Annotated in this window: 12 protein-coding genes and 1 pseudogene; 4 read left to right on the plus strand and 9 right to left on the minus strand. The window is 65.7% G+C overall.

Annotation, left to right across the window (positions count from 1 at the left end; all coding sequences use genetic code 11):
- A partial coding sequence (locus tag AC1D00_RS09545) for a PhnD/SsuA/transferrin family substrate-binding protein (protein ID WP_477010500.1) occupies positions 1-230 on the minus strand: 230 nt, incomplete at its 3' end.
- Between the two features lie 65 nt (positions 231-295).
- Positions 296-1,105 carry a phosphonate ABC transporter ATP-binding protein gene (phnC, locus tag AC1D00_RS09550; protein WP_477010501.1) on the minus strand — a complete coding sequence of 270 codons (810 nt, stop codon included), beginning with the start codon at positions 1,103-1,105 and terminating at the stop codon, positions 296-298.
- A 173-nt stretch (positions 1,106-1,278) separates the two neighbouring features.
- Here phnC and AC1D00_RS09555 point away from each other — a divergent pair, with 173 nt between their 5' ends.
- Genes AC1D00_RS09555 through AC1D00_RS09565 form a run of 3 tightly spaced genes read left to right on the plus strand, consistent with a single transcriptional unit; the run spans position 1,279 to position 3,839 of the window.
- Positions 1,279-1,938 carry an LbetaH domain-containing protein gene (locus tag AC1D00_RS09555; RefSeq protein ID WP_477010502.1) on the plus strand — a complete coding sequence of 220 codons (660 nt, stop codon included), beginning with the start codon at positions 1,279-1,281 and terminating at the stop codon, positions 1,936-1,938.
- A complete protein-coding gene (locus tag AC1D00_RS09560) occupies positions 1,935-3,128 on the plus strand; it encodes an alpha-D-ribose 1-methylphosphonate 5-triphosphate diphosphatase (protein WP_477010503.1) in 1,194 nt (397 codons plus the stop codon). The genes AC1D00_RS09555 and AC1D00_RS09560 overlap by 4 nt, the downstream gene beginning before the upstream one ends.
- A gap of 18 nt (positions 3,129-3,146) precedes the next feature.
- Positions 3,147-3,839: a DUF1045 domain-containing protein gene (locus tag AC1D00_RS09565; protein ID WP_477010504.1), complete on the plus strand. Its 693-nt coding sequence runs from the start codon at positions 3,147-3,149 to the stop codon at positions 3,837-3,839.
- Between the two features lie 3 nt (positions 3,840-3,842).
- Here AC1D00_RS09565 and AC1D00_RS09570 read toward each other — a convergent pair whose 3' ends face one another.
- The 7 genes from AC1D00_RS09570 to AC1D00_RS09600 form a co-directional block, all read right to left on the minus strand.
- The gene (locus AC1D00_RS09570; RefSeq protein ID WP_477010510.1) at positions 3,843-4,436 is read right to left on the minus strand and encodes a hypothetical protein; all 594 of its coding nucleotides are present in this window, start codon (positions 4,434-4,436) and stop codon (positions 3,843-3,845) included.
- A gap of 83 nt (positions 4,437-4,519) precedes the next feature.
- Positions 4,520-5,920 carry a selenium-binding protein SBP56-related protein gene (locus tag AC1D00_RS09575; RefSeq protein WP_025576530.1) on the minus strand — a complete coding sequence of 467 codons (1,401 nt, stop codon included), beginning with the start codon at positions 5,918-5,920 and terminating at the stop codon, positions 4,520-4,522.
- A gap of 391 nt (positions 5,921-6,311) precedes the next feature.
- Positions 6,312-7,253, minus strand: coding sequence for a dihydrodipicolinate synthase family protein (locus AC1D00_RS09580; RefSeq protein WP_477010505.1), 942 nt, complete (start codon positions 7,251-7,253; stop codon positions 6,312-6,314).
- A gap of 124 nt (positions 7,254-7,377) precedes the next feature.
- Positions 7,378-9,459, minus strand: coding sequence for a methyl-accepting chemotaxis protein (locus tag AC1D00_RS09585; protein WP_477010506.1), 2,082 nt, complete (start codon positions 9,457-9,459; stop codon positions 7,378-7,380).
- 119 nt (positions 9,460-9,578) lie between these two features.
- Positions 9,579-10,349, minus strand: coding sequence for an enoyl-CoA hydratase (locus AC1D00_RS09590; protein ID WP_477010507.1), 771 nt, complete (start codon positions 10,347-10,349; stop codon positions 9,579-9,581).
- A gap of 12 nt (positions 10,350-10,361) precedes the next feature.
- The gene (locus AC1D00_RS09595; RefSeq protein ID WP_477010508.1) at positions 10,362-10,823 is read right to left on the minus strand and encodes a MarR family winged helix-turn-helix transcriptional regulator; all 462 of its coding nucleotides are present in this window, start codon (positions 10,821-10,823) and stop codon (positions 10,362-10,364) included.
- Positions 10,824-10,874: 51 nt separating this feature from the next.
- Positions 10,875-11,543 (minus strand): TetR/AcrR family transcriptional regulator, encoded by a 669-nt coding sequence (locus AC1D00_RS09600; protein WP_477010509.1) that lies wholly within the window; start codon positions 11,541-11,543, stop codon positions 10,875-10,877.
- Between the two features lie 91 nt (positions 11,544-11,634).
- Between AC1D00_RS09600 and AC1D00_RS09605 the strand changes: the two are divergent.
- A pseudogene (locus AC1D00_RS09605) lies at positions 11,635-11,830 on the plus strand (HlyD family secretion protein); the annotation flags it as partial.

Here is an 11,830-nt window from a genome sequence, read left to right on the forward strand (position 1 = left end):
TCGATCACGGCAGCATAGTCGTTGGCGATGCGCAGCGTGACCTTCACGCCCAATTCCTTGGAGAGATAGCTCATGAACGGCGCCCAGCGCTCGGTAACGCCCGAGGCGTTTTCCGCCGGAATGACCGCGAAGGTCAGCTCGGGATATTTGGCTTTCCAGTCGTCGGCGGAGGCTGAAGTCGTGAACGCGAGCGCGGCGGCGCCGGCAAGAACTAATCTGCGAGTGATCATGATACCCTCTTCATCGGTTGGGGTCGGTTGACGCAAAAAACTGGCAACTAGAGAAGCGATGCGGCTCAGGCGGCAGCCGCCGTTCCAAGCGCCGGAATGCCCTCGGGCGCCGGCGCCGGCGCGCCGCCCATGACGTCGGTGGCTTCGAGGTCGTAAAGTTCGCGCGCGACGTGATCGGTCAGCGCAGACGGCGCGCCATCGAACACCACACGGCCCTGCGCCATGCCGATCAGGCGGTCGCAATAGCTGCGCGCCAGGTCGAGCGAATGCAGGTTGCAGAGCACGGTGATGCCGAAATGCTTGTTGATGCGCAGCAGCGCATCCATCACGATCTTGGTGTTGCGCGGGTCGAGCGAAGCGATCGGCTCGTCGGCGAGGATGATGTCGGGCTGCTGCACCAGCGCGCGGGCGATCGCGACGCGCTGCTGCTGGCCGCCGGAGAGCTGATCGGCGCGCTGGGCGGCGAGCGCGGCGATGTCGAACTGCTCGAGCGCGGACATGGCAAGCGCCTTGTCCTGCTCGGGCCAGACCTGCGCCAACGAGCGCCAGGCGGGCATCGTCGCGAGACGCCCCATCAGGACGTTGGTGAGAACATCGAGCCGGCCGACGAGGTTGAATTGCTGGAAGATCATCGCCGAGCGCGCCCGCCACTGCCGCAATTCCTTGCCGCGCAGCGCGGTGACGTCGATGCCGTCATACAGGATGCGTCCCTGCGTCGGCGTCACCAGGCGGTTGATGGTCCGGAGCAAGGTCGACTTGCCGGCGCCGGATCGTCCGATCACCCCGACGAATCCACCCGGGGAAATTTGAAACGAAGCGTCGTCCACCGCGGCTTTTGCGCCAAAGCGGCACGTCAGACCTTCAACCACCAGCATGCAGGGCTCCAGAGTAGCTGGGACCCACCGCTAACGCCGACGCTTGACACTTGTGTGACATGCACGTTGCGGTGCGTCGATCCAACACACGTCATCCCCTGTCATCGCCGCGTCATGACATTGTCATCGAGCCGCTCGAAGAGGAACGCCCGCCCACACGCTTCGGATACGACATGGCCGGCGAAGCCCTTTCAGTCCACCCGACCATCGATCCCTCGGCCAAGCTTCATGAGACCAGGCTCGGCGCCTATACCGAGGTCGGCGCGCGCACGATCCTGCATGAAGTCACGATTGGCGATTACTCCTATGTCGTGAACGATTGTCAGATCACCTACGCGACGATCGGAAAATTCTGCTCGATCGCGGCAATGACGCGCATCAACCCCGGCAATCATCCGATGCATCGCGCGACGCAGGCGCACTTCACCTATCGTTCCAGCGCCTATTTCGAAGGCGAGAGCGACGACACGGATTTCTTCGACTGGCGGCGCCAGCATCACGTCCATATCGGCCATGACGTCTGGATCGGCCATGGCGCGATCGTGCTGCCGGGCCGCAACATCGGCACTGGCGCCGTGATCGCGGCCGGCGCCATCGTCACCAAGGACGTGCCGGCCTACACCATCGTCGCCGGCAATCCCGCGCGGATCGTGCGGCGCCGCTTCTCGGAAGAGATCGCCGGACGGCTTGCGCGCCTGGCCTGGTGGGACTGGGATCACGACAAATTGCGTGAAGCGCTGCCCGATTTCCGTAAGCTCGGGATTGAAGATTTTCTCTCCACGTATGAAGCACGGGCACACTCCCCTGCCAACAAACGAAGCGCGGTCGCGTGACAGACATTTTCCTCGAGGGCGGCCGGGCCCTGATCGGCACCGAGTTGGTCGAGGCTTCACTCAGCGTGTCCGGAACGGACATCGCACAGGTCGATGCCTCCCGCGGCCGGGCTCGGCTCGCGATCGATGCGCGCAATCTGCTGGTGCTGCCGGGAATCGTCGATCTGCATGGCGATGCCTTCGAGCGGCAGATGATGCCGCGCGCCGGCGTGGACTTCCCGATCGACGTCGCGCTCGCCGACAGTGACCGCCAGGCGATCAGCAACGGCATCACCACCGTGTTTCACGCCACAACCTGCTCTTGGGAGCCGGGCCTGCGCAGCGCCGACAATGCGCGCGGCCTTATGGAGGCGATCGAGCGGCAGCGTCCGCAATTTGCTGCCGACACTCGCTTCCATCTGCGGCACGAGACCTACAATGTCGATGCCGAGGCTGAGATCAGCCAGTGGCTCGCCGAGGGCCGCGTCGACCTGTTTGCCTTCAACGACCACATGGACGGGGTCGTTGCCGACATCTCCAATCCGCGCAAGCGCAACCGCATGGTGGAGCGCACAGGCTTGTCCAGCGAGGATTTTGACAGACTGGTCGACCGCGTGATCTCGCGCGCCGCCGAAGTTCCGGCCTCCGTGTCGCGGCTCGCGGCGGCTGCACGCGCGGCGGACGTGCGGATGCTCTCGCATGACGACGCGACACCCGCGATGCGCCAGGAGTTTCGCGAGCTCGGCGCGATGATCGCCGAGTTTCCGATCAACGAGGACACGGCGCGGGCGGCGGCGAGCCACGGCGATGCCATCGTCTACGGCGCGCCGAACGTCGTGCGCGGCGGCAGCCACACCGGCTGGACCCGGGCATCCGACATGATCGCAAAGGGGCTCTGCTCGGTGCTGGCGTCGGACTACTACTATCCCGCGCAACTGCTCGCCGCGTTCCGCCTCGCCGCCGATGGCGTGTTGCCGCTGACGGAGGCCTGGAGCCTCGTCTCGGCGGGGCCTGCGCGCGCGACCGGCCTTGCCGACCGTGGCATTCTCGCCGTAGGACGTCGCGCCGACATCCTGCTGGTCGACGACACCGTGCGGCTGCGGCCGCGGCTGGTCGCGGTGATATCGGGCGGGAAGCTCGTGCATCTCACCGACGCGACGCGACTGCTCAGCGCGGCGGCGGCGCCGCGCGAGGCTGTCGTCGCGGCATAAACCGGTTATGCTCGAGCAATGATTCCCCGCTACGCGATCTATTTTGCCGCCGGCGCCGACAGCGCGCTGACCCGCTTCGGTGCCGCGCTGCTCGGCTATGACGCCTACACCGGCAACGAGGAGCCGTTCCCGCGCGAGGCGCTGCACGTCGCGCCGGACTGGAGTGACGTCTCTGCCGATCCCCGCAAATACGGCTTCCATGCCACGCTGAAGGCGCCGATGTCGCTCGCGCCCGGCCGCACCGAGGCGGAGCTTATGGCAGCCTGCGCGACATTCGCCGAAAAGGCACGGCCGATCCCGGCGATTCGCCCGATCGTCGACACCATCAGCGGCTTCATCGCCGTCATCCCGGCCGAGCCGGTCGATGCGCTCCAGCAGCTCGCCGCCGATTGCGCGCGCGAGTTCGATTCCTTTCGCGCCGCTCTCACTGCAGACGACCGCGCGCGGCGCAAGCCGGAGAAGCTGAGCGAGCGGCAGCGCGACTATCTCGACCGCTGGGGCTACCCCTACGTAATGGAAGAATTCCGCTTCCACATGACCCTGACCGGCCGGCTGGATGCAGAGCGCCGCGGCCCGATCCTGGAGATGTTGCAGACGCGGTTCGCGTCGCTTCGTCTCGACACGCTGGCGATCGACCGCCTCGCCCTGTTCAGGCAGGACGAGACCAAGGCGCGATTCCGCATCATCGCCGAGTGGGCTTTGCCGCGGTAGACCTCAGCGCCAGCTCGCAAGATTGAAGCCGAGCGCGACCGCGCCAACCAGAACGAGACTGGTCGCCCAGACTGCATCCAGATTGAACCAGCTACGCGAGACGAACCTCAATCCCAGATAGCGGTAGACCAGCCACGCCAGGCATCCGCCGGCGCCGACCATGGCGGCAACGTGCACCAGGGACACCAGCACCGCCATCCCGAGACTCGCCTTCATCAGCGCGCCCGCCGCCTCATGGCCGGCATCGAGCTCGAAGGCCCGGCAGAGCCCGAGATAGATCGGCACGAGCATCRAGGCGGCGCCGTGAGCAATGGCCACGGCAAATGACCAGAGCGCCAATCGCGTTGGCGCAATTCGTGCCAGCGCGCGGGGATGGCGCCGCACGATCAAGCGATAGACACCGAAGCCGATGACGAGAAGGCTCGCGCCGATCTGGATGGGACGTTGCCACTCGGCCAGCATGAGCAGGAACGCGAATGGCAGCAGCACGAGAAGAGTTGCCAGGAGATGCCCGGCCGACAGGGCCCACAACGCACGGAAGAGCGCGCGTGGGTTCCTGTCCATGAGCCCGGCCGAAACGGCGAGCGGCCATCCCATTCCCGGATTGACCCCGTGGTAGAGACCGCTCGCGACAAGAGCGAGCCAGAGCCAGCCAAGCGCCGGGCTCGCGTGCCCCCCATCTAGACCGACGGGTAGCAAAAGGAGTCCGTCGAACAATCGCCGCCCTCGAGCCTGATCTGGTGCGCGCGATATCCGTCGGGGAAGCTCACGAAATAGTCCTTGTCGAGCTCGAGGCCGCCGTTGCGACCGACATTGGCCATGACCTCCACGCCCGGAACCCCATCGGGATAGAACTGGTCGTCCCAGGTGGAATAGAGCGAATTGGTCCAGTATACGCGCCTGCCGTCGCGGCTGATCTCGACCATCTGCGGACCTGCCGCAAATGTCTTGCCGTTCGGATGGGGGGTACGGCGCGCGATGCCGCCGATGTGAACGGAGCCCGCAAGCTTCGGCTTTCGCGGATCACTCACATCGTACTGGCGCATTTCACCCGTGCCCCAGCACGAGACATAGAGAAACCGGTCATCCATCGACAGGTCGATGTCGGTCACCAGCGGCGGCACGGCGCCAAATCCCTGCAGCAGCGGCGGGAGCTGCTCCTTTGGCGCGGGTTCGGGAGGGATCGTCGCCGTCTTCTCGGCATGGAATTTTCCGCCTTCGCGCCACCAGGTCCAGATCGATGCTTCGAGGTTGGTGGTGTCAACCACAACGCCAACGAAGCCGTATTCGCGAACCGGATCGTGCGCGGGCCGCACCTCCAGCGCCATCTGATGATTGGCGCCGAGGTCGATGGTCTGCACGTTGCGCCGGGCGCGGAGATCCCAGAAGTGGAGACGATGGCCATATTTGTTCGACAGCAGATCCTCCGGGACGATCCCGTTCTCGAACTGCGGCGGCAACGCCCATTCGCTCGTCACCATGTAATCGCGCGGCAGATTCCACCAGAAGTCATAATGCAATGTCTGCGGGCCGCGGTCGATCTCCCATCGTCCAAGCACCTCGAACGTCTCGCAATCCATGATGAAAACGCCTGGAGGTCCGCTGGTACCGTCCTTGCCGCCGCCGCCCAGCGTGCTCACGTAAATGCCGTCCGGCCCGCAATGGATGGTGTGCGGCCGCGAGTAGCCGGTCTTCTTGAAGACTTCCTCCGGTTCGATGATCTTGTGGATCTTGGCTTTGGTCGGATCGGGCTTGGTATCGATGATGTAGATCCGCGACGAGCGCAGCCCGGGGATGATGAGATAGCGCCGCTCGATGAAGGCGTGTCCGGCGAGTGGCGACAAGGCGGAGGAGCAGGCGTTCCAGCCGAAATGATGAAACTCGTCGCCCTTGTTGGGCATCGTCACGGTGTGGACGATTTGGCTATAGGTCGGCGATCCCGGCTTGACGTCGATGACCGCGAGAGCATCCGGCTTTGAGAAATCCGGACTGAGCAGCAACGTGTAGGCAAAGTTCTCCGCAGGTGCTTCCATCGCAAGCTTTGGCGATGCGTGAAAGGTGGGATCCGGCCTCATCGTCATGGCACTGCCTCCCTGTTCTGTCGGTTCGCGCCAACCTGGCTCGGGATAGCGGCATAGTGAAGAGCTGTTATGCGATGTCCTGAGATGCTCCGCGGGCTTGGTTGGCGAGCATACAATATGTCATCGCYGGGCCGCGGGAAACGGCCAGAGCCGCGCTAATTCGACGCCTTCGGGCAGATGGAAGCCGGCGGGATCAGGCCAGGGCGCCCTCGCACTCGGTGTCGTCCCGGCGAAGGCCGGGACCCATAACCCCAGGGAGGGGTTATGGAGCAGGCTGATAACTCCGAGTCTTCGTCAAACCGCATCCTGTGGTTATGGATCCCGGATCTGCGCGCGCTTGGGGCGCGCTTGTCCGGGACGACAGCGGAGATCATCGGGACGACGGCGGAGGCTACTTCCCCCACCGCAGCGCCAGCGCATCGCGCTCCTTTGCCAGCTCCAAGAGCCCCGCGCGCGTCGCGGGATGCAGCGGCTGGAGCGGATGGCGCACGGCGTCCGATTTGATCACGCCGCCGGCCTGCATCATTGCCTTGCAGGCGATCAGGCCGCATTGGCGGTTCTCGTAGTTGATCAGCGGCAGCCAGCGCTCATAGGCGGCTTTCGCTTCCTCGCGCTTGCCGGMGAAATAGGGATCGATGATCTGGCGGATGCCGTCGGGATAGCCGCCGCCGGTCATGGCGCCGGTGGCGCCGGCGTCGAGATCGGCCAACAGCGTGATCGCCTCCTCGCCGTCCCACGGGCCTTCGATATCCTTGCCGCCCGCCTCGATCAGGCTGCGGAGCTTTGCAGCGGCGCCCGGCACCTCGATCTTGAAATAGCGGATGTTGGAGAAGTCGCGCGCCAGCCGGGCGAGCAGCTCGACCGACAGCGGCGTGCCGGCCACCGGTGCGTCCTGGATCATGATGGGAATGTTGATTGCGCCCGAGAGCACCCTGAAGAATTCGACGATGCCTTTCTCAGGAACCCGGAAGGTCGCGCCGTGATAGGGCGGCATGACCATCACCATGGCGGCCCCCGCCGCTTCGGCCTGCTTGCTGCGCGCGGCACAGACGGCCGAGCTGAAATGGGTGGTGGTGACAATCACCGGAACCCGCCCGGCGACCTGCTCCAGGACCGCGTGCATCACGGTTTCCCGTTCGGCATCGGTGAGCACGAACTGCTCGGAGAAATTGGCGAGGATGCAGATGCCGTGCGAGCCGGCGTCGATCATGAAATCGATGCAGCGGCGCTGGCCCTCGAGGTCGAGCTCGCCGCGCTCGTCGAAGATGGTGGGCGCGACCGGGAACACCCCGCGATAGGGGCGCTGGGCCTTGTGGTGTGGCGTAACCGGCATCGAACTCTCCATCCCTGATATTCTCGCACATCTACCGCCGCACTCGCGCGGCACGACAGATGTACCCGGGGCGCGGATCGGCGGCAATGCCGATCCGCGTTCCCCTGGAACAGAGATGTGAAAGTTATGCGGTCTTCACCGCGCCGAGGAAACCTTCGACCGCGACGCGGAGACGGTCGGCGTCTGCCGACATCTTCTTCACGGAGTCCGACAGCACCGTGCCGGCGTTGCCGGTTTCCTGATTGAGCTTGGCGACGCTGCCGATGGTGTCGGTGACCTCGCGGGTGCCTTGCGCCGCCTGCTGGAAGTTGCGCGAGATCTCGGTGGTGGCCGCCCGCTGCTGTTCGACGGCGGCCGCGATTGCGGTCATCTTCTCGTCGATGCCGCTGATGGCGCCGCCGATTGAGCGGATGGCGGTCACGGCCTGCCCCGTCGCGCCCTGGATCTCCTCGACCTGGCGGGAAATCTCCTCGGTGGCCGTCGCGGTCTGGGCGGCGAGACTCTTGACCTCGCCGGCGACCACGGCAAAGCCGCGGCCGGCCTCGCCCGCGCGCGCAGCCTCGATGGTGGCATTCAGCGCCAGCAAATTGGTCTGGCCGGCGATGGCGTTGATCATCTTCACGACCTCGCCGATGCGGCTTGCGGTCTGGTCGAGGATCTCGACCGTGGCGTTGGTCCGCTCGGCCTGCGAGACGGCCTCGCGAGCCTCGCGCGCACTCGACTGCACCTGCGCCGAAATCTCGCCGACGGACGCCGAGAGCTCCTCGGTCGCGGCCGCGATGGTCTCGAGATTGTTGGTGGCCTGCTCGGCGGAGGAGGCGACCGCCGCGGTCTGGCTGCTGGATTCCGAGACCAGCGTACGCACATCGGTCGCCGTCGCGTCGAGCTCCCGCGCCGACGCGGCAACGCTGTGGATGACGGCCTGCACGGTGTCGTCAAAGCTGCGGCAGGCGGCATCGACGGTGCCGGAGCGGGCAAGCTGGAGCGCCTGCTGCGATTCACGTTCCTGACCGAGACGCTCCGCGGTCGCGGCGCTCTCGCGCAGGCTTTCGAGTGCGGCCGCCATGGTGCCGAACTCGTCGGGATACCGGGATTGCGGAACCGGTGTCGCGTAGTCACGCGCGCCGATGCGGGCGATGGCATCCAGAATGGCGCGCACCGGACGCATGAGGCGAGTGCGCACCACATAGACGCCGGCCAAGGTCACCGCGAGTGCCACGAGGAAGGCGAGCGACTGCACGACGAGATTGGTGAGGGCCTTGGCCTGAACGGCCTCGGCGCGCGCGATCGACTGGTCCAGCGCCTTGTTCGCGACCGCGACAATGGGCGCGAACGGCGACTGGCACAGCGCATTCCACTCCGAGGCGGGCATCGCGGGCTTGCCGCTGCCGTCAAAATTCCTGGTGAGCTCTCCGATCTGCTTCAGGACGCCGTCGGTCTTGGCCTTCGCGTCCAACGCTGCCGTAACCAGCTCCGCCGTCACCTCGGGCGCAGCCAGCAACTCGGCCATCCCCGCCCAGCCAGAGGCGATCGTGCCATCCCATTGCGCCACCGACCGCTTCTGAACGTCGTCGAGCGGCTTGCTGCTGTTGACGTTCGGGCGAAGCGACGAACAATGGACCCCATAACGGTCGCGCACCTGCCAGGCGAAGCGGCGGACCTGGATCATGCGGGCGATGTAGGGATCGTTCATCCAGGCGCGGTTTGACACCGCGGTGGAGGCGAGGTTCGCGGTGTCGATGACCTTGGTGACGGCATCGTACCAGGCATTGGTACGCTCCATCTTGCGCTCGGCCCGCGGACGCTTGGCTTCGTCGTAGAACAGCTGAAACTGCGGCGCCGCCTCGTTCCAACGCTGCTTCAGCGTGTTCGCGAGTTCATCGCGGCGGGCGAAATCGACGGTCGCGAGCGCGGCGCTGATCCCTTCATAGCCGCCCTGCTCGGCCTTCTCGGCTTCGGCGAGTTTTGCCTTGGGATCGTCCTCGCCAAGAATGGCACTCTGGGCATCGCCGCGATTGTTTCGCAAGGACAGCACACCATGGAAGATCGCCTTGTCGGCGGCGGCAAGGCGCGCGGTTTCGAGACTGTCGCTGTAACGCCCGAAGGCCCCGACCATCTGGATCGCCGTGCTGGCCAGCGCGCCGGCCGCAAGCAGGGCCATCARGGTCAGAAGAAGCGAGCTTACCGATTTCTTAAACATTGCCATGGGGTCAAGGGGCCTACTCTTCACGAGTGGCCACCCTGCATCGCAACCTGCCAATGTTTCGTTAAGGTTTTAGTCGATTTGAGGCGGCTCCGCCTGCACCCATTTGGGCGGCCCGCTCTTTACCCGACTTTCGTGAAATCGGGCGCTCGGCGCTCGGCAAAGGCCGTGAACGCTTCGCGCGCCTCGGCGGTGCGCAGGCGCTGCGCGAACTGCTCGCCCTCCGCCTGCATCTGCGCGACCAGCGCCTCGCCGTTACGCATCAGCTTCTTGGTGGCGGTGAGCGCGCCGGCCGGCTGGCGGGCGAGCCGCTGCGCCAGCGCGAGGGCCTCCGCGTCGAGCTTGTCGAGCGGGACGACGCGGTTGGCAAGCCCCCATTCCAGCGCGGCCTTCGCCGGCACCGTCTCGCCGAGCGCGAACATCTCGTAGGCCCGCGCATAGCCGATGCGCGCCGGCATCAGCAGGCTGGAGGCGGCCTCCGGCACCAGCGCGAGGCTGACGAAGGGCGTCGAGAGCTGCGCGTTGTCGGCGAGCACGACGAGGTCGCAATGCAACAGCATCGTGGTGCCGACGCCGACTGCGCGGCCCTGCACGGCCGCGACCAGCGGCCGGGTGCAGCGCGCCAGCGACTGGATGAAGCGTATGACGTTACGGCTTCCTTCCGACTTTCCGCTCGCGACGGCTGCGAACTCGCCGACATCGTTGCCGGCGGTGAACATGTCGCCCTCGCCGCGGATCAGGATCACCCGGGCGGGCGGATCGAACTCGGCGGATTCGATGGCATCGGCGAGCTTGCCGTACATCGCATCGGTCAGCGCGTTCTTCTTGTCGGGACGCGCCAGCGTGAGCGTGAGAATTCCACCGTTGTTCTCGATCCGGACGTGCTCGGTCATTGGGCTCTCCTCTTATTCCTCTGGATCTCTTGCAGGGTCTCTTGGAAACTTGTCCTGAATGCTCGTCAGCCAGCGCGCGACGATGTCGATCTCCGCGCTGGAAAATCCCTCTGTCAGCGCCGCGTTGATCGCCGCGGCCGAGGTTTTCGCCTGGGCCAGCGCGGCACGACCCTTCGGCGTCAGCCACACGCGCCAGGCGCGTCCGTCCTCGCGATCGGCCCGCCGCTCGATCAGCCTTGCGGCCGCGGTGCGATCGACGAGGCCGGAAATGCCGGCCGGCCCCATGTCGAGCGCCGCGCCCGCCTCTCCCATCAGAACGCCGTCCTGTCTGCCGAGGATGAACAACAGCCCCGCCTGCGCCGGCGTCACCTCGTTCTCGGGCTGCGCGGCCATCCAGCGCTGCAGCCGACGTTGTGCGACGCTGAGCAGGTAGATCAGCCGATGATGCCTCGATGCGGCGTCGTTATTTCGCATGCGAAATAGATAGCCGAAGCCGACCGGATTGTCAAAGGGCGGCTGCCGGGCCTAGGCAGCGCGACAGCCGTCCAGAAACAGCGCCGCGCAGGTCTTGACGCGACGCTCGATGTCCTTGCGGGACGGCAACGCCACCCCGCCATAGATCGCCGCACGCTGCGGCGCCGATGCGACCATGCCGATCAGCATGCCGGCGGCCTCCTCGACGTCGTCGAGCGCGATGCGCTTCTTCTTCACCTGGGCGCGCAGCCAGCCCGCGAGCGCCGTGACGGTGCGGGAGATGCCGTTCTTGTAGAAGTTGGCGGCGAGTTCCGGGAATGCGGCCGACTCCTGCAGCACCATGCGCTGCAACGCCACGACTTCCGGATCGAGCGCAAGATCCGCGCAGGCCAGCAGCGCGGAGCGCAGGCTGTTTTCGATGTCGACCTCGTCGCTGGCCTGGAGATCGACCGCGGAAAGCAGCCGCTCGAGCCTGTCGGCGCACATCGCCTCGAACAGCGCGGCCTTGCCGGGGAACAGACGATAGAGCGTCTTGGTCGAGATGCCGGCGCGGCGCGCCAGTTCCTCGGTGCTGGTCGCCGCATAGCCGTCACCGGCAAAGGCCTGCCGCGCAACGTCGAGGACGATTCCCTTCGTGTCCTCGTCGCTGCGTAGTTGCGGCCGTCCACGCGGGCGGCACTCCCCCGAAGATTTTGCGTCTGACGATTTTGCTCGAGCCATGTCTTTACATGATGCCTGTCATTCCATTGACAATTCGGAAGCTAGTCTCATTTTGGAAATTATCAAGTTTCCTAATTCAGGGGAGCCGGCCATGACCGTCCACACCACCCCGACTGCTGCCGTCCAGACCGCCCTTCCGGCAACCGCTCTGGAGGGCGTCCTGCCCGCCGCGCCAACCCGCGTCCACCGACAAAAGCTCAATCTTCGCAAAGTGTTGCTGATGAGCGCTGCGATCGTCGCGCTGGCCGGGGCGAGCTGGTACGGCTACGACTACTGGACCGTCGGCC

Source organism: Bradyrhizobium sp. P2_E8, from assembly GCF_056403875.1.